Source organism: Myxococcus guangdongensis, assembly GCF_024198255.1.
Taxonomy (GTDB): domain Bacteria; phylum Myxococcota; class Myxococcia; order Myxococcales; family Myxococcaceae; genus Myxococcus; species Myxococcus guangdongensis.
On sequence record NZ_JAJVKW010000021.1, the window covers coordinates 86,041 to 103,114 of the forward strand.

Genomic DNA, 17,074 nt, shown 5'->3' on the forward strand with positions numbered 1-17,074 from the left:
GAGGCCTCATGTTTTCGCGTCGGTCGTTCTGGGTCCGGAGTCTGAGGTGGCTGTCATTGTGGACGTGGGCCCTGCCCGCGTCCGGGCTGGCCGCCGCCGTCGAGGTCAACCCCGTGCGCCTGGATTTGGAGGGCGGCTCACGGGGGGTGGCGGTGATGCTGAAGAACCTGAGCAACGAATCCGTTCGTTTCCAGGCATCGATGCATACCTGGACCCAGGACGAGGGCGGCAACATGAGCCTCGCGCCGACACAGGAGGTCTTCTTCTTTCCGGCGATGTTGACGTTGGAGCCGGGGGAGACCCGCCCCATCCGGGTGGGCATTTCCTCGGCCCCACAGGCGACGGAGCGCACGTTCCGACTGGTCGTCGAGGAGCTGCCGCCCATCGGCCCCCTGCCACCGTCCGCCGGGCTGAAGGTCCTCACCCGCATCTCCGTCCCGGTGTTCGTCGCGCCGCAGAGCAAGAGCGTCGATGGGCGCGTGGAGGACGTGGAGCTGACCCAATCGAAGTTCCAGTTCCGCGTGAAGAACCCGGGCACCGTCACCTTCTACGTGCGCAACAGCCGCATGCGGGGGCTGGACGAGAAGGGCGAGCGCGTCTTCGTGAAGGAGGAGCCCGGCTGGTACGTGCTGCCGGGCGGCTCGCTGACCTTCGCGCTCAAGACGCCCGTGGAGCAGTGCCAGAAGATTCGGTCCCTGGAGGTGGAGGTGGAGACGGACCGTGGGGTGTTCCGTCAGGCGGCGCCGGTGAACGCATCCGTCCCCTGCGCGACGCCTGAAACTCCATGAGCCGTTCCACATCGTTGGGGCTCGGGGCGGCGCTGGTCCTGTTGTGGACGGGACTGGCGCGCGCGGCCGAGCCCGTCGTCACCCCCCCCATCGTCGTCGAGATGACGCTCAACGGCGTCCCCCAGGGGGACGTGTTCCCGCGCCTGCGGGACCAGGACGTGCTCGTGCCGGCCGCCACGTTGGAGGCGGCGGGCGTCGACCTGGTCCGGTTGGGCGCGCGGGTGGAGGTCATCGACGGCCAGCGCTATGTGTCGCTCGCGGGCCTGGGCCCCCTGGCGAGCTTCCAGTTGGATGAGCGCACCGCGAAGCTGCAGTGCGAGCTGCCCGCGACGGCCTTCGTCACCACGCGGGTGGACATGGGGCCCACGGCCCCCGAGGGCTACACGCTCACGGGGAGCCCGAGCGCGTTCCTCAACTACGCGGCCCATGCGCGCAACTCCGGCTTCACGCTGTACGGCGAGACGGGGGCCTCGCTGGGGCGGGCCTTGTTCACCACCCAGGCCCGGTGGACCCCCGGCGGCAATCCCTTGTGGGGCTTGAGCCAGCTCACGGTGGACTTCCCCGAGGTCATGCTGCGCGCCATCGCCGGGGAGGCCACCGGCCATGGCGGCGTGCTGGGAGGGGGCGCGGTGGTGGCGGGCGTGCACGTGCAGCGCTCGTTCGAGCTCAACCCCTACTTCGTGCGCAACCCGGTGCAGGACCTGGCCGGGGATGTCAGCACGCCCTCCGTCCTGGAGGTCTACGTCAACAACCGCCTGGTGCGCCGCGCCGAGCTGCCACCGGGCCCCTACCGGCTGGAGAACTTCACCGTGCCCCGGGGAGAAGGCGTCGCGCGCTACGTGGTGCGGGACGCGTTCGGGCGCACGCGCGAGGTGAGCTCGTCGTATTCGCTGGGCGCGCAGCTGCTCGCGCCGGGCGTGGCCGACTACCAGCTGTCGCTCGGCGTGGAGCGCAGGTCGCTGGCCACGCGCTCGTTCGACTACGGCCGTCCCCTGCTGCTCGGCCACTTCCGGATGGGCGCCACGCGGTGGCTGACGCCGGGCGTGCGCCTGGAGCTGTCCCCGGACCTGCTCAGCACGGGCGCCGCGCAGTGGCTGCAGCTGCCCAAGGGCGAGCTCGAGCTGTCGGAGGCGCTGAGCATCAGCGAGCGCCGCAGGGGGCTCGCGGCGGGCCTGGCCTACTCGCTCCAGGGGCGGTGGGCGGGCGGCCAGCTCTTCACCCGGGTGCAGAGCCCGGACTACGCCAACGCGAGCCTGGTGGCGGGCAGGACGCCGCCGCTGGAGGCCGGCGGTTCGGTCTTCGTCGCGCTGGGCAGCCGCGTCAGCTTCGGCGGACAGGCGGTGGCCATGCGCTGGAAGTCCGGCGAGTGGACCACGCGGCTGGGCGCGTCCACGTCCGCGCAGCTGCTGACCCGCGCCATGCTGTCCTTCTCCGCCAGCCGCAACCAGGAGCTCCAGGGGCCCTCGTCGCTGGAGGGCATGGTGCACCTGACCGCCGTGCTCGACCCCCGGACGACGGTGAACGTGGGGCACACCCAGGGCCGCCGCCGCGGCGCCACCGCGCTGGACATCAGCCGGGGGATTCCGCTCGAGGGCGGCCTGGGCTTCCAGGCCCAGGCCCAGCTGGGGAGCCAGGACATGGCGCTGGCGCGCGTGGACTACGACACCCAGGTGGGCCGCGTGTCCGGGAACGCGGAGTGGCACGGCGGGGCGCTGGTGGGCGGGGCCGAGGTCTCCGGGGCCGTGGTGGCCCTGGGCGGGGGCCTGCACGTCACGCGCGCGGTGGACCAGGGCTATGCGCTGGTGCGCGTGAAGGGCGCGTCGGGGATTGGGGTCCGCCTGAACAACCACTTCATCGGGCGCACGAACGCGGACGGCGAGCTGGTGGTGACGCGGCTGCAGGCCTACGGCGTGAACCGGCTGTCGCTCGTGCACGAGGACCTCCCCCTGGACCTGTACGTCACCGCCACGGAGAAGCTGGTGGCGCCCTGGCGCAAGGGCGGGGCGCTGCTCGACTTCGAGGTGGACTCCGTGCGCGCCTATCGCGGCAAGCTGGTGCTCGAGAAGCGGCCCGACGCGTTCGCGCTCGTCCAGGGCACGCTCCAGGTGGAGGTGGACGGACAGCGTTGGGAATCGGGCATCGGCTGGCATGGGGAGTTCGAACTGGTGGGGATTCCACCCGGCCGACATGAAGCGCACGTCAACTACCCCGGCGGACGATGCGCCGCGGTCCTGGAGATCCCATCCCTCCCCGGTCCGGTCATCGACCTGGGGTCCGTGGGGTGCGCAGATGAGGCGAAGCAATGAAGTGACGCAGAGCTGCGCGCTCCTGCTCGCGGGGGCGTGCATCCTCGGGGCGACGCAGAGCCAGGCGCTCTGCCAGGTGCGAGGCGTGGTGAACCTGAACTTCGGCAACTACAACCCGGTCTCCGCCGCGCCGCTCGAGACGACGGGGAGCGTGGTCTACCGGTGCATGGCCCACTCCACGCCCATCACCATCGAGCTGGGCGCGGGCCGCTCGAACACCCCCGCCGCGAGGCAGATGCAGGGGCCGGCGACGAACACGCTCGCCTACAACCTCTTCGTGGACCCGACCCGGCTGAACATCTGGGGCGACGGGAGCGCGGGGACCTACCGCCTGGGCCCCTTCCTCCCCCTGCTCGGGCTGGACGTGGCCATCCCCATCTACGGCCGCATCCCCGCGCAGCAGAGCGCCTCCCAGGGCGCGTACTCCGACACGCTCGTGGTGACGCTGAACCTCTGAGGGCCACGCGCGCCGTGCGCCTCCTCCCCCCGCGTCCGGCCCGGCGCAGACGTTGCGCTCGCCCCGCCCGAATCGCTCGCCTATCCTCGTCCCATGAGTTCTTCCGCCCCCCTCGCGCCCACCTTCGCCACCCATGAAGTCACCAACCAGGCGCCGCCCCTGGTGTACGACGCCTGGAAGACCGACGTGCCCCTGCGCGAGGCCATCCACCGCGAGGGTGGCGGCTGGGCGGAGGCGGACATCGCGAAGTACGGCCCGCTGGTGGGCGGCGAGCTGATGCAGCAGGGCTTCCTCGCCAACGAGAACAAGCCCAGGTTCAAGCCCTTCGACCGCTACGGCAACCGGCTGGACGAGGTGGAGTTCCATCCCGCCTACCACCGCATCATGGAAGCGGCCATCACCCACGGCATCCCCAACTTCGCCTGGCGTCACGAGAAGACGCCCGGGGCGCACGTGGCGCGCATGGCGCTGTCCTATCTGCACAACCAGGCGGACCAGGGCACCAGCTGTCCGTTGACGATGACGTACGCGTGCGTGCCCACCTTCCGCCACCACGCGGGGCTGGCCCAGAAGTGGCTGCCGCTCGTCACCGCGGCGTCGTACGACTCGCGCTTCATCCCCTCGGAGAAGAAGACGGGCGTCACCATCGGCATGGGCATGACGGAGAAGCAGGGCGGCTCCGACGTGCGCAGCAACACCACGCGCGCCCACCGGCTGGGGGAGAAGGGGCCCGGCAATCCGTACTCGCTGGTGGGGCACAAGTTCTTCTTCTCCGCGCCCATGAGCGACGCCTTCTTCGTGCTCGCCCAGGCCGAGGGCGGCCTGTCGTGCTTCCTCTTGCCGCGCTTCACGCCCGAAGGGGAGCGCAACGCCATCCGCGTCCAGCGGCTCAAGGACAAGCTGGGCGACTGGAGCAACGCCAGCTCGGAGGTGGAGTTCCAGGGCGCGGTGGCCTGGATGGTGGGCGAGGAGGGCCGCGGCGTGGCGACCATCCTGGAGATGGTGGCCCTCACCCGGCAGGACTGCATGATTGGCTCCAGCAGCCTGATGCGACAGGCGCTGGTGCAGGCCATCCACCACACGCGCCACCGCAAGGCGTTCGGCCGCAGGCTCATCGACCAGCCGCTGATGCTCAACGTGCTGGCGGACCTGGCGCTGGAGTCGGAGGCGCACACCGTGCTGACCGCGCGCGTGGCCCGGGCCGTGGACTCAGGGCCCCGCGACGAGCGCGAGGCGGCGTTCGCCCGCATGGCGACGGCCGTGGGCAAGTACTGGGTGTGCAAGCGCGCGCCCGTCTTCGTCAACGAGGCGCAGGAGTGCCTGGGCGGCGCCGGCTACGTCGAGGAGTCCAACCTGCCCCGGCTCTACCGTCAGGCGCCGCTCAACTCCATCTGGGAGGGCAGCGGCAACATCCAGTGCCTGGACGTGCTGCGCGCGGCCACCCGGGAGCCCGCCAGCCGCGAGGCCCTGTTCCAGGAGCTGATGACGGCGCAGGGAGGCCACCCGGCGTTCGACGCGGAGCTGGCCCGCATCTCCAAGAACTTCGCGGACACGGCCACGCTGGAGGGGCGCTCGCGCTTCGTCGTCGAGCGGCTGGCCCTGGCGCTCCAGGCCTCGCTGCTGCTGCGCGCCGGCAACAGCCAGGTCGCCGACACGTTCTGCGAGACGCGGCTGGGTGGCGCGCACGGCGCCTGCTTCGGGACGCTGCCCGCCCACGCGCCCCTCAAGGCCCTGGTCGAGCGCGCCTTCGGCGAGGACGCCTCGGCCTGAGAGGTCGCTTCGCTCCGGGTGCCCCCTCGCCTGCTCGCACGGGACGGGCGGGGGGCCCTCCGGTCCATCCACCGCCCTGGTAGGAGGGGGACGCCTTCGTCTATTGGACGAAAGGATGGGACGGACGCTTGCGCGACGACACTGACGTGTTCTCCTAGGCGGCTGGAAGAGGGCACCTTGGGCGACAACCACGACCACCTTCTGAACTCGAGCGACGGGGTCATCACCTACTCACGGAGCGACCGCTCCGGGCGGGATACGGAGGACCAGCTCCGTCTGCTCATCGCGAGCGTGTCCGACTACGCCATCCTGACGCTGGATGTGGAGGGCCACATCGCGAGCTGGAACCTGGGCGCCGAGCGCATCAAGGGCTACCGGGCGGACGAGATCCTGGGGCAGCACTTCAGCCGCTTCTATCCTCCCGAGGACATCGCCTGGGGCAAGCCCGCCTGGGAGCTGGAGTCCGCCATCCGGCTGGGCCGCTTCGAGGACGAGGGCTGGCGCGTGCGCAAGGACGGCACCCGGTTCTGGGCCAACGTGGTCATCACCGCCCTGTTCGACGAGAGCGGGGAGCTGCGGGGCTTCGGCAAGGTGACGCGGGACTTCACCCAGCGCAAGCACGCCGAGGAGACGCGGGAGCTGGAGCGGCTGCGCGAGGCCCTGCGGGCGCGCGACGAGTTCCTCTCCGTGGCCTCGCATGAGTTGAAGACGCCGCTGACGCCGCTGCAGTTGAAGCTCACCGCCATGAAGCGCATCGCGGAGACCCACCCCCAGGCGCTCCTGGCGGAGGGGCGGCTGTCGCGGGAGCTGGCGTCGGCGAGCGGGCAGGTGCGCAAGCTGGCGGACCTCATCGATGACCTGCTGGACGTCTCGCGCATCAACGTGGGCCGGCTCACGGTGGAGCCCGAGCGCATGGACCTGTCCGCGCTCCTGCGGGACATCGCCAGTCGCTACGGGCCCCAGGCGCACGTCGCGGGCTGCCGCCTGGACGTGGACGCCCCCGAGCCCATCGAGGGGACGTGGGACCGGCGACGGCTGGAGCAGGCCGTGACGAACCTGGTCACCAACGCCATCAAGTACGGCGCGGGCAAGCCCATCCACCTGAGCGCGAGGGTGGCGGACACCCAGGCCGTCATCGTCGTGAAGGACGAGGGCATCGGCATCGCGCCCACCCAGCAGCACCGCATCTTCGAGCGCTTCGTGCGCGCGGTGTCCGAGCGCAACTACGGCGGCATGGGCCTGGGGCTCTTCATCACCCACCAGATCGTCGAGGCGCACGCGGGCACCATCGACGTGGAGAGCGAGCTGGGGCGCGGCTCCACCTTCACGCTGAGGATTCCGCGCGAGGCGCTGCTCGCCAAGGTGGGCCCCACCGCGAAGCCCACGCCCTGAGGCGGGTGCTACGGCGCCGTCGCCGCCCGGTAGTCGCTCGGGAGGGTGAAGAGCGTGGCGCCGTGCTCCACCAGCCGGATGTCGGAGAGCGTCAGGGTGCCGAACAGCTCGGACACCTCGCGGATGGGATAGTCCAGCTCCAGGTCCATCCACCGCGTGACGGTGTCATGGGCGGAGTGCACGCGGTGCCAGCGCTGGGCGCGGCGCCCCATCACCGTCTCCTCCGCCTGGCGCTCACAGCCCGCCCCCCGCGACGAGCAGCCCCCGGGCAGGTGCAGCGGGAGCCCCAGCTCCGTCTCGCCCCAGTGCGTCTCGTAGGTGCGCTCGCGGGCATCGAGCATCGCGCTCTCACCCGTGCCGACGTCGAAGAGGAGCGTGTACACGGACGCGCCCGTGGCGTCCTCCAGCCGGATGCGACCGCAGCGCGAGACGAACAGCCGGTGGCGCAGCGTGCGGTCCGCATTCACGTGGGTGGCGATGGCGGTGAAGTCCTTCGGATACACGGGGCGCGAGCACGTCCCCGCCGCGAGCATGCCCTTGCCGTCACGGGGCGCGCTCGCCGGTGCCTCCCACGCCCAGGCACCGCAGGAGACGGCCAGGACCCCCAGGGCGCTGCCCACGCGCCGGGCCCATCCCCTCCCCCGAGGTGACTCCACGGGCGTGCGCCCCAGCAGTCGCCGCACCCGCGCCGCGAGCGGATGGCTGCCCGCGCCGAGCGCCAGCGCCGGCCCCGACTGCCGCAGCTCCTCGAGCCCCAGCAGCGCGCCCGAGTACAGCCGCACGTTGCCGCAGAAGCCCACCGCCACGTCGTCACAGCAGTGCTCACGCTCCAGCCGCACCTGCGCGGACAACCACCGCGCCGCCGGATGGAAGAAGAACAGCGTCTCCACCAGGCACTGCAGGAAGTTGACGGCGGTGTCGTGGCGACGCACGTGGGCCAGCTCGTGCGCCAGCACCGACTCGAGCTGCGCGGGCGACAGGCGCGCCTCCACGCCTTGGGGCAACACCAGCACCGGGCGCACCACGCCCAGCACCAACGGAGACGGCGCGAGCGGGGACTCGAGCGTGCGCACCGGACGCCACAGTCCCAGGCGCTCCGAGACGTCCGACACCGTCTGGCTCAGCGCCGAGGACACGGGCGTCGCCGGCCGCACCAGTCGCCGCGACGTGCGCCACCCCCCCACGAGCAGCCGCGCCAGCCCCACGCACGCGCCCAACAGCCAGAGCCCGCCGAGCACGAGGGGCCACTGTGCCCGGACGTCACCGGACGCCACTTCCTGGGGAACGAAGACGCGCGCACTCGCGGGCGGCGCCTCCGGCCGTGACGCCTCGGACCCGGACGGTGACAGGGCGTCGGCGCGCGAAGCCGCCTCTTGCCGCGCGGCCCCCGGAGACGACCGCACCCGCGAGACCACCGGCGCGAGCACCAGGGCCGCCAACGCCAGACATCCCACCGCGTACCGGGCCCGCGCCGAGCGCTCGCGCAAGCGCCACAGCGCCGCCGCCGCGACCAGCGCGACGAGGCTCGCCTGCCACACGCCCTGGGCCAGCCACACCGTGAGCGCCCGGGCACCCTCCATCAGCCAGGTCGGGCTCATCGCTTGCTCCCCTTGCCCTCGCCCAGCAGCTGGCGCAGGTCCTCGAGCTCTTCCTTCGACGCGGGCTTGAGCGACAGCGCCTGCACCGCGAGCGCGCCCGAGGAGCCCCCGAAGACACGCTCCAGCAGGTCCTTCACCAGCTGGCGCTTGGTGCGCGCCTCACCGAGGCTCGCCGCGTACACGTGGCTGCGCGAGCGCTCGTCACGGCTCACCAGCCCCTTGGCCGCCATCACCTGCAGCTGCTTGAGCGTGGTGGTGTAACCGGCGCTCTTGCCGTCCTCCCGCCCCAGGGCCTCGTGCACGTCCCGCACGGTGCACGGACCGCGCTTCCAGAGCACGCCCAGGATGGCGAGCTCCACTTCCGTGGGAATCGCTTCCGTCGTCATGTCGTCAAAGTACGATTCGAATCGTACGTTGTCAACGACGCGCGTCGTACTTCGGGAGATGCTTACGACATGAGCGCCTGTGTCGTGGACGCGCCGGGCAGGTAGGTGGCGATGCACCGCGAGAAGGACAGGCCCGTGTCCCGGAGGCCCGCGCGGCCGGAGAGACACCCCAGGCGCAGCTTCTGGGCGAGCGCCACCAGCCTGCGCTGATGCTCCAGGGTGAAGTCGCGGCCGTTGGGGTGTGCGCCGAACAGGGGGCTCGCGCCCAGCCGTCGCCAGACCTGGTCCGAGTCCCAGCGCGGGAAGGCGGCGGACAGGTGCGCGTGCATGCCGTGGAGCGCCTGGACACAGCACTCGAAGGTGTCCACGGGCGCCGTCGGTCCGAGCTCCAGCAGGAGGCCGTTGACGAGCGACGGCTCGATTCCCGCGGAGGACAGCCGCTGCAGCAGGCGCACTCCCGCGTCGTTGAAGCCCGCGAGCGCCCCCGGCGCGCCATCCGCCGGCAGCGAGTACGACAGCTTCAGCGACGGGCACACCAGGCGCAGCTGGGACATGGCCGCGACGTGGCGCTCCAGGCCCGCGTCGTCATGGAGGAACGCGCTGTCGAAGGCGAAGTCGAGGTGGCGGACCTCGTAGTTGCGGAGGATGGCCGCGTAGGTGGCGACGACGCGGGCCACGTCCGTCTCCTCCACCTCGAGCGGCATGAGCCCGGCGCCGCCGAAGGACAGCACCACCCTGCCCCCGCTGTGTCGGAACGCCGCCAGGTCCTCCTTGCCGTAGTCGGAGACCGAGGCCTCCGCCTCGTGCGAGCGCCCATCCACCGCGTCCACCAGCCGGAGGTGTCCGCCCCACGCCAGCTTCCGCGCGCCGCCGGCCCGCACGCCCAGACCGCCGAGCATGACGCCATCCAGCCCGCACGCCCGCGCAAGCTCCGCCACGACGGGCCGGGACGCGGACGCGAGGTCCAGGAACGGCGCCCGGGGCACGTCCCAGTCCCCCGCGTCCGGCAAGGGCGCCGCCGTGCGCACCATCACCGGGGGCGTGAGCTTCGACAGGTTGTCGGACAAGTCATACGCCGCCACCGACACCAGGTACTCGGTGCGAGGCGTCAGGCCGGTGAGGGTGATGCAGGGCCGCGCGCAGGTGAGCGTCCGCGCCTCTTCGCGGTCCATGCTCGAGTACGTCACCTGGTAGCCCGCGACGGCCACGTTGTCGGTGGACGCATCCCACCCCAGCGTGAGCAGCCGCGAGCCCACGAGCAGGGCGCGCACGCGCCGGGGAGACGAGGGCGGCTCCACATCCCGCGGCGGGTCCGCGGGCTGGCCGTCCACTGTGAAGCAGGAGGGCAGCGGCCCCTTGTGCGCGCCCTCCGTCCGGACGGACAGGCGGAACTCCTGGGTCGCGCGTGGGGCAATCGTCTGGCGCTCGGCCACCAGCGTGCCCATCAGCGTGTCACCGTGGCGCTGCCACAAGAGGCCGTAGTTGTTGTGGACCACCTGGTCGGGCGCCACCCGGAAGCCGATGGAGGGGTTGACCACCGCCTCGTCCGACAGGTTGAGCAACGTCACCTTGAAGGTCGACCACCAGGGACTGCCGCCGGGAACCCACTCCGGGCGCGCCACCACCACCATCGCGTTTCTGGCCATGCCGGCCGTTGTGCCGGATGGCCGCCGCACACGACATTGTCCACGGGGGGCGAGCCCCTGTCCTTCAAGCGACAGGGGCCCGGGTCCGTCCCCACCGGGTGCGTGGCCTACTTGTCCTTCGACAGGATGACGACGCTGTAGGGCCCCAGGTTGTTGAGGCTGCCGCTGGCGGGCAGGCCGTCCTTGCCGCTCCAGCGTCCGCCGACATCGAAGCTCTGCGCGTTGCCGAAGTTGTCGGAGTAGCCCTGCCAGTCGCTGTTGTAGCGCACCTTCCACGTGCCGTCGGAGGGCAGGCCCAGCTCGTAGTTGGACAGCTGCTTCCCGCCGAAGTTCACGATGACGATGGTGTCGTCGCCCGCGCCGCCCTTGTCCCAGCGGTGGAAGGCGACGACCTTGTCGTCGTTGTTCACGTGGTGGACGTTGACGTTCTCACCGCGCAGGCCCGCCGTGTTGTCGTTCCAGTTGCGGCGCAGCTTGATGAGGTCCGTGTACGCCTGGTTGATGCCGGCGTACGTCTCCTTCTTCTTCCAGTCGAGCGGGTCTCCATCCTGGAAGTGGCCGTCCTCGAGGAACTCCTGGCCCTGGAAGATCATCGGGATGCCGGGGCTCGTCATGGTGAGCGCGGCGCCGAGGATGGAGCGCTTCTTGGCGTGGTAGCCGCCCGCGTCCCAGCCGCCCACCTCGCTGGGCAGCCGCTGCTTGCCGTTGGCCACCTCGTCGTGGCTCTCGGTGTAGATGACGCGCTGGTTGGCGCTGCCGTTGTACTTGAAGCGGATGGCGTCGGCGACGGCGTTCATGTCCCGGGCCGCGTCGGAGGGCGCCGTCAGCGCCGAGCGGATGGGGTGCACGAAGTTGGAGTCCCACTGCGTGTCGAAGTTGGCGCCGTCCGGGTGCGTGAGGCCCGCCTCGTTGCCCAGGTCCTCCGCGATGATGATCTTCTGCGGGAACTCGCGGTTGACGGCCTCGTTGATGTCGCGCAGGAGCTGCCAGCCCTCGGGGTTGTTCGCGCCGCTGGCCTGACGGATCTCCTTGGTGGCGTCCAGGCGCAACCCGTCCATGTGGTAGTCGCGCAGCCACATCATCGCGTTGTCGCGCAGGTAGTCGCGCACCTCGTGGCGGCCGTAGTCCGGGCGCGTGTCGCCCCACGGCGTCTTGGCGCGCCAGTCCGTGTAGAAGTAGCTGCCGCCCTTGCCGTACGTCTCGCCGTCGAAGTCCCAGTGGGGCAAATCACTGGGCCCCAGGTGGTTGTAGACGACGTCCATCACCACGCCGATGCCGCGCTTGTGCGCCTCGTCGACGAAGCGCTTCAAGTCATCCGGCGTGCCGTACGCGCTCTCCGGCGCGTTGGGGAAGGCCGGGTTGTAGCCCCAGGAGAAGTCCGCGGCGAACTCGGCCGAGGGCATCAGCTCCACCACGTTGATGCCCAAATCCTTCAGGTGGTCCAGCTTGTCGATGGCGCTCTGCCAGTTGCCGGGGCCCCACCCGGGCTCGTCGTTGAACGTGCCCACGTGCATCTCGTAGATGACCGCCTCGTTCCAGGGCGGCATCTTGAACTCCCAGTCGTGCTTCCACTCGTAGGACTTGTGGTCCACGACGATGGAGTTGCCCGTGGAGTTCGTCACGTCGTTGGCGCGCGGGTCTCCCTTCCAGCGCCAGTCGCCGTACTTGCCCTGCACCACGTACTGGTACTGGTCGCCCGCCTTCGCGCCGGGCACGTCCAGCGAGAAGTTGCCGCTGGGCTCGCGCTGCAGCTCCACCGACTGCCAGTTGCTGAAGTCACCGGCCACCTGCACCCGCTGCGCGTTGGGGGCCCACACGCGGAACGTCGTGCCGCCGTCGTAGGGGATGGCGCCCATGCCCGGACGGCTGGAGGCCTGGGTGGGCACCGTCGCCGCGCTGGGGACCAGCGGCGTCGCCAGCAGGCTGCCGTCCTTGCGCGCGAAGGCCCGGGCCACCGGCCCGTGGTCCGCCTGTGAGGCCTGGGCGGGCGCGCGCTTCGCCTCCGCGTTGCGCGTCTGGCGGACATCGTCGAAGAAGTCCTTCACCGCGGGTCCGCGTGCCCCCGCGCTGCCAGGGCGGGGCGAGGAGGGGGCCGGCTGGGCCTCGGACTCCGAGGAGCGGGCCTGCGAGGACGTGGAGGAGGTGGCGGGACGGCTCGGTGGGGGAATCCGGGGTGACATGTCTCGGCCGTTGTCTGGAGAAATCCAGAATCAGTATCGGCCAGGAGCCCCCAAGGTTGCGTGTCCCATGTGTCACAGCGCCGCGCTGCCGTCGGAGCCGGCTCCTCCTGATAACAAATACACGTTATTCGTGGTTCTGGTGCTGCCGGGTGACGACGACCTCGAGGGCCGCGGCTCGCGAGTCGCTGTCGCCGCGGAAGCCCGCGTCGCCCACGGAGGGCCGCGCGGCGCCCCGGAAGGACTCGGCCACGCGCTTGATGTCGGCCAGGCCCCGCTCGAAGTCACGCCCCATCACCTCGTCCATGCTGGAGAAGAGCTGGAGCGCCTTGCCGGCGAAGGTGTTCTCCCCGGCCATCACCCAGGTGAGCGCCACCCCGCCGGGCGCGGGCGTCAGCACGTACTCGGTGGTGTTGGTGGCGCGCATGGGCTCCAGGAAGTCGAGCCGGAGGCGGACGTACTCGCACGGGCGGCTCTCCACGATTTCCATCCGCCCGGAGCCGGTGCGCTGGCCCCGCCACTCGTAGACGGCCCCCACGCCCCAGGGCGCGCCCGTCAGGGACACCTGCTGCGTGGGCTCCAGCTTCCACCAGGGCGACCACTGCTCCCAGTACCGGAAGTCGTTGACCAGCGTGAAGACGACCTCGGCGGGAGCCTGGATGAAGGCCGTGCGCTCGACGCGGAAGGTGTCCGGCCTGTGACTGATGACCACGAACAAGCCCAGGACGATGACCGCCAACAGGACTCCGGGTGTCTTCTTCATAAAGCTCCTCGAAGGAGTGGAGCGCGCTCGGTCCGACCTCTCCTGACGGCCCCCCCGGGCCCTGGACCGAGCGCGCCGCTCGCCACTCATCTTGCGCGACGAACGAGCAAGGCTCGGATCGACACGCTCTCCAGGCTTTTCCATGATTTCCCAAGTGCGCGAAAAGATTGACGCTGGCGCCTTCGGGAGGTGGCCATTAGAAGTGGGCGGCCCCACCCCGCCCGACATCATGCGAAAGACTCACCGTCCCCTGACGACCCTGGCGCTCGCGACGAGCCTCTTCATGGCGGCGCTGGAGGTCACCGTCGTCTCCACCGCCATGCCCACGGTGGTGGGCGAGCTGGGTGGCATCCAGAGCTACGCGTGGGTCTTCACCGCGTACATGCTGGCCTCCACCATCACCGTCCCCATCTACGGGAAGCTGGCGGACCTGTACGGTCGCAAGCCGGTGCTGCTGTTCGGAATCGGCCTGTTCCTGGTGGGCTCTGTCGCCAGCGGGCTGGCGACGTCGATGGGGGTGCTCATCGCGTTCCGGACGTTGCAGGGCCTGGGGGCGGGCGCCATCCAGCCGGTGGCGCTCACCATCGTCGGGGATTTGTACACGATGCGGGAGCGCGCGCGGGTGCAGGGCGCCTTCAGCGCGGTGTGGGGGGTGGCGGGACTGGTGGGGCCCGTCACGGGCGGGCTCATCGTGAAGTACCTGAGCTGGCATTGGATCTTCTTCATCAACGTGCCGGTGGGCGTGCTGACGTTCGCGCTGGTGGTGGCGTTCTTCCACGAGCAGGTGGAGCGCAAGCCGCAGCAGCTGGACTACGCGGGCGCGGCGCTGTTGTGCGCGGGCGTGGTGGCGCTGCTCGTCGGGGTGCAGGGCGTGGGGATGAACCTGTGGGCGCTGCCGGTGGCGCTGGGGCTCTTGTGGGCCTTCGTCGCGGTGGAGCGCCGGGCGCCCGCGCCGGTCATCCCGATGAGCATCTTCCAGTCGCCCGCCATCGCCATCTCTTCCGTGGCCGGGGCGTTGTTCTCCGCGGCGATGTTCGGCGCCACCACGTACGTGCCGCTGTATGTGCAGGCGGTGCTGGGCAGCACGCCCACGGTGGCGGGCGGGATGATCACGCCGATGATTGTCGGCTGGCCGCTGGCCTCGTTGTTCGCGGGCAAGCTGCTCTTGCGCACGGGGTTCCGGCCGCTCATCGTCGGCGGCCTGGGGCTGACGATGGTGGGCACGGTGTTGATGGCGCTGCTGCTCGGCCAGAACGCGCCGCTGTGGGCGCTGCAGGGGGCCATGGCGCTGTTCGGCGTGGGGTTGGGCTTCGCGTCCACCGCGCTGCTCATCGCGGTGCAGACGAGCGTGGGCTGGGAGCTGCGGGGCGTGGCCACGGCGAGCAACATGTTCTTCCGCACCATCGGGGGCGTGCTGGGCGTGGGGTTGATGGGCGGCGTGATGGTGTCGCAGCTGATGAAGGACCCGACGGTGCCGCTGTCGGCCGCCAACGCGCTGCTCGGTCCGGAGCGGGGGCACGCGGCCATCCCGGAGGCGATGTTGAAGTCGCTGAGCGGGGCGCTCACCACGGGGTTGAACATCAACTTCTGGCTCATCTGCGCCTTCTCGGTGGCGGCCTTCGTGTCGGGGTTGTTCTTCCCCCGCGTGAGCCGGGACGCGAACGCGCCCATCGCCAGCGACAGCGCCGCCGCGCCGCACTGAGGAGCTCGGGCATGCCGGGGAGAGTGCTATGCACGCCCCCATGCCCAAGCTTCGCGCCTCCGACGTCGACTCGCTGTTCGCCCGCGCCGACAAGTTGCTCGACCAGTATCCCCGGAGCTTCGGCACGGCCAAGGCGCTGCTCCAGGAGGTCCTCACCGCCCAGCCGGACCACCTGGAGGCCCTGCACGCGCTGAACTGGGCCTACGAGCGCGACCGGGACCATTCACCCGGGCAGTGGCAGGGCCAGTTCCAGGAGCCGCAGCGCGCGGTGCGGGGGCGCATCCTCGAGCTGACGAAGAAGGTGAAGGCGGATGGTGGCGACACGGTGGCGCACCGGGCCCGCGCGCTCGCGCTCGCGCAGCACGCGGAGAACATCCTGCGCACGGACCCGACGCCCGCGCGGCTGAAGCAGGCCGAGGAGTTGTTGGCGGAGAGCCAGTCGCTGGCCGCGGACCGCCCCGAGCAACGGCGGGCCGAGCGGGGCGTGATGGCGTGGAAGGCCATCCACCGCGCGCGCAAGGGCAGGCCCGATGCGTATCAGGAGCTGCTCGACTGGGTGGCCGAGAATCCGCGCCCCTCGCCCTTCCATCCGGATGACCACGCCTCCGCGTTCCGGGGGATGGAGGGCGCCTTCGCGGACGAGGGGTTCCTCGAGTGGCTCCGTGCGAGGAAGCCCCAGGTGGCCAAGGGCCAGCGCGCGAAGGACCTCGTGCAGGGGATGCGGCACGTCGGCGACTGGGATGTCTCCGCGGAGCTGAAGGGCCCCGTCACCACGCCGTGCCGGGTGGGTCGACTGCTCGCGCTCCGCGCGCTCGGCGCCAAGCTGGAGTTCAAGGTCGGTGGCAAGTCGCTCCTGGAGCGCGCGAAGAAGCTCGGGGACAAGGCGCTGGTGCGGGAGCTGGAGGCGCTGTCGGGCGCGAAGCCGGACGCCGAGGGCAAGGCGCCCACCGCGAAGAAGTCCAAGGCCGCGAAGAACGCAAGGGAGGTCTCAGCCCCGAAGAAGCCCTCCGCGGCGAAGCGGGCCCCAGCCGCGAAGCAGCCCGCGCCGGACGTGTACACGACGGCCCAGGTGTTCGCCGACGTGCACGTCACCTCGGACGGGACGGTGATGGTGCTCGCGGGCACGCCCCACCCGGACTCCGACCACGGCTACACCGCCGGCGACGACCTGTGGGACTTCGACAAGGGCATCCCATGGAACCAGCCATGGGACGACCGCGTCTGGCTGGAGCAGATCCACATGGACATCGACGAGGACGAGCTCGAGTCGAACGGGCTCTCCTACGACGTCGACTTCAACCGCCTGCTCATCCACGACGGCAAGACGTGGACTCGCACGAAGCTGCCCAAGGCCCTGCCCCATGGCTACGTGGCGCCCATCCTGCGCGACCTCGGCGCCCCCTGGGGCCTGTCCGCCTTCGGTGTCTCCGCGCTCGCCTTCGACGGCGGCGGCAAGGGCTGGAAGGTGAAGGAGGTCAGCGGCCCCGGAGGCCTCAACCTCGTGGACGCCGTGGTCCACGACGGCGTCCTCTACGGACTCTGCGAGGCGAACGGCCTGGGACGGCTGGTGCCCGAGGGCAAGAACCTGAGCCTCGAGCTGCTCGGCGACGAGCAGTCCGGCCTCCACCGCCTCTTCTCCCACGAGGGCACGCTCTACGCCTTCGGCGACGATGGCGTGTTCGTGCTCGAGGACGGAACGCTGGCCCGGCGCCAGCCCACCCGCGCCCCCGTCCGAGCCCTGTGCGCCGCCCCCGAGCAGGGCGTCTACCTGCACACCGACGAGCACGCCTGGTACCTGCCCCGGAAGGGCAAGGCCCAGAAGCTCGCCCTGCCCAAGGACGGCATCCACTCCATCGACTTCTTCAAGAACCGCCTGTTCGTCAGCGTCGGGGAGCAGGTGCTCCGGCTGGAGAAGGACCGGGCCGTCACCGTCAAGCTGCCCTCCCCCGCTCCCGGCGTCGCCCGGCTCGTGGTCGCCGGAGACAGGCTGTGGACCGTGTTCCCCCACCACCTGACGTCCTCACGCGACGGGAAGCAGTTCGAGCCCATCGCGTTTCGCTGAAACAGCAGTAACAGAAGAACAGCTGCG

Annotated in this window: 12 protein-coding genes; 7 read left to right on the forward strand and 5 right to left on the reverse strand. The window is 70.8% G+C overall.

Going from position 1 to position 17,074, the window contains the following annotated elements; translation table 11 throughout:
• Window positions 1–8 precede the first annotated feature (8 nt).
• The 5 genes from LXT21_RS40625 (at window position 9) to LXT21_RS40645 (ending at window position 6,713) form a co-directional block, all read left to right on the forward strand.
• Entirely contained in the window at window positions 9–788 is a 780-nt protein-coding gene (locus LXT21_RS40625) for a fimbrial biogenesis chaperone (RefSeq protein ID WP_254043631.1), read from the forward strand.
• A complete protein-coding gene (locus LXT21_RS40630) occupies window positions 785–3,094 on the forward strand; it encodes a fimbria/pilus outer membrane usher protein (protein WP_254043632.1) in 2,310 nt (769 codons plus the stop codon). The genes LXT21_RS40625 and LXT21_RS40630 overlap by 4 nt, the downstream gene beginning before the upstream one ends.
• The gene (locus LXT21_RS40635; RefSeq protein WP_254043633.1) at window positions 3,078–3,551 is read left to right on the forward strand and encodes a Csu type fimbrial protein; all 474 of its coding nucleotides are present in this window, start codon (window positions 3,078–3,080) and stop codon (window positions 3,549–3,551) included. The genes LXT21_RS40630 and LXT21_RS40635 overlap by 17 nt, the downstream gene beginning before the upstream one ends.
• 93 nt (window positions 3,552–3,644) lie before the next feature.
• Window positions 3,645–5,321 carry an isovaleryl-CoA dehydrogenase gene (locus LXT21_RS40640; RefSeq protein WP_254043634.1) on the forward strand — a complete coding sequence of 559 codons (1,677 nt, stop codon included), beginning with the start codon at window positions 3,645–3,647 and terminating at the stop codon, window positions 5,319–5,321.
• A gap of 177 nt (window positions 5,322–5,498) precedes the next feature.
• Window positions 5,499–6,713, forward strand: coding sequence for a PAS domain-containing sensor histidine kinase (locus LXT21_RS40645; protein ID WP_254043635.1), 1,215 nt, complete (start codon window positions 5,499–5,501; stop codon window positions 6,711–6,713).
• 8 nt (window positions 6,714–6,721) lie between these two features.
• Here the strand turns inward: LXT21_RS40645 and LXT21_RS40650 are convergent, their stop codons facing one another.
• The 5 genes from LXT21_RS40650 to LXT21_RS40670 form a co-directional block, all read right to left on the reverse strand.
• A complete protein-coding gene (locus LXT21_RS40650; RefSeq protein WP_254043636.1) occupies window positions 6,722–8,311 on the reverse strand; it encodes a M56 family metallopeptidase in 1,590 nt (529 codons plus the stop codon).
• Window positions 8,308–8,697 carry a BlaI/MecI/CopY family transcriptional regulator gene (locus tag LXT21_RS40655; protein WP_254043637.1) on the reverse strand — a complete coding sequence of 130 codons (390 nt, stop codon included), beginning with the start codon at window positions 8,695–8,697 and terminating at the stop codon, window positions 8,308–8,310. Before LXT21_RS40655 ends, LXT21_RS40650 begins: the two co-directional genes overlap by 4 nt.
• A gap of 62 nt (window positions 8,698–8,759) precedes the next feature.
• A complete protein-coding gene (locus tag LXT21_RS40660) occupies window positions 8,760–10,343 on the reverse strand; it encodes a fibronectin type III domain-containing protein (protein ID WP_254043638.1) in 1,584 nt (527 codons plus the stop codon).
• 107 nt (window positions 10,344–10,450) lie between these two features.
• Complete coding sequence (locus tag LXT21_RS40665; protein ID WP_254043639.1) at window positions 10,451–12,523, reverse strand: alpha-amylase family glycosyl hydrolase; 2,073 nt, start codon at window positions 12,521–12,523, stop codon at window positions 10,451–10,453.
• A 124-nt stretch (window positions 12,524–12,647) separates the two neighbouring features.
• A complete protein-coding gene (locus tag LXT21_RS40670; RefSeq protein WP_254043640.1) occupies window positions 12,648–13,283 on the reverse strand; it encodes an SRPBCC family protein in 636 nt (211 codons plus the stop codon).
• Window positions 13,284–13,512: 229 nt separating this feature from the next.
• Here LXT21_RS40670 and LXT21_RS40675 point away from each other — a divergent pair, with 229 nt between their 5' ends.
• Window positions 13,513–14,985, forward strand: a complete 1,473-nt coding sequence (locus tag LXT21_RS40675) for an MDR family MFS transporter (protein ID WP_254043641.1) — start codon at window positions 13,513–13,515, stop codon at window positions 14,983–14,985.
• Between the two features lie 40 nt (window positions 14,986–15,025).
• Complete coding sequence (locus LXT21_RS40680; RefSeq protein WP_254043642.1) at window positions 15,026–17,047, forward strand: hypothetical protein; 2,022 nt, start codon at window positions 15,026–15,028, stop codon at window positions 17,045–17,047.
• The last annotated feature ends 27 nt before the right edge of the window (window positions 17,048–17,074 follow it).

Bases quoted from the DNA above. Each gene is read 5' to 3' on its own strand.
- LXT21_RS40660 (WP_254043638.1), bottom strand. From the start codon at position 10,343: ATGGCCAGAAACGCGATGGTGGTGGTGGCGCGCCCGGAGTGGGTTCCC.
- LXT21_RS40665 (WP_254043639.1), bottom strand. From the start codon at position 12,523: ATGTCACCCCGGATTCCCCCACCGAGCCGTCCCGCCACCTCCTCCACG.
- LXT21_RS40655 (WP_254043637.1), bottom strand. From the start codon at position 8,697: ATGACGACGGAAGCGATTCCCACGGAAGTGGAGCTCGCCATCCTGGGC.
- LXT21_RS40675 (WP_254043641.1), top strand. From the start codon at position 13,513: ATGCGAAAGACTCACCGTCCCCTGACGACCCTGGCGCTCGCGACGAGC.
- LXT21_RS40635 (WP_254043633.1), top strand. From the start codon at position 3,078: ATGAGGCGAAGCAATGAAGTGACGCAGAGCTGCGCGCTCCTGCTCGCG.
- LXT21_RS40650 (WP_254043636.1), bottom strand. From the start codon at position 8,311: ATGAGCCCGACCTGGCTGATGGAGGGTGCCCGGGCGCTCACGGTGTGG.
- LXT21_RS40670 (WP_254043640.1), bottom strand. From the start codon at position 13,283: ATGAAGAAGACACCCGGAGTCCTGTTGGCGGTCATCGTCCTGGGCTTG.
- LXT21_RS40630 (WP_254043632.1), top strand. From the start codon at position 785: ATGAGCCGTTCCACATCGTTGGGGCTCGGGGCGGCGCTGGTCCTGTTG.
- LXT21_RS40625 (WP_254043631.1), top strand. From the start codon at position 9: ATGTTTTCGCGTCGGTCGTTCTGGGTCCGGAGTCTGAGGTGGCTGTCA.
- LXT21_RS40680 (WP_254043642.1), top strand. From the start codon at position 15,026: ATGCCCAAGCTTCGCGCCTCCGACGTCGACTCGCTGTTCGCCCGCGCC.
- LXT21_RS40640 (WP_254043634.1), top strand. From the start codon at position 3,645: ATGAGTTCTTCCGCCCCCCTCGCGCCCACCTTCGCCACCCATGAAGTC.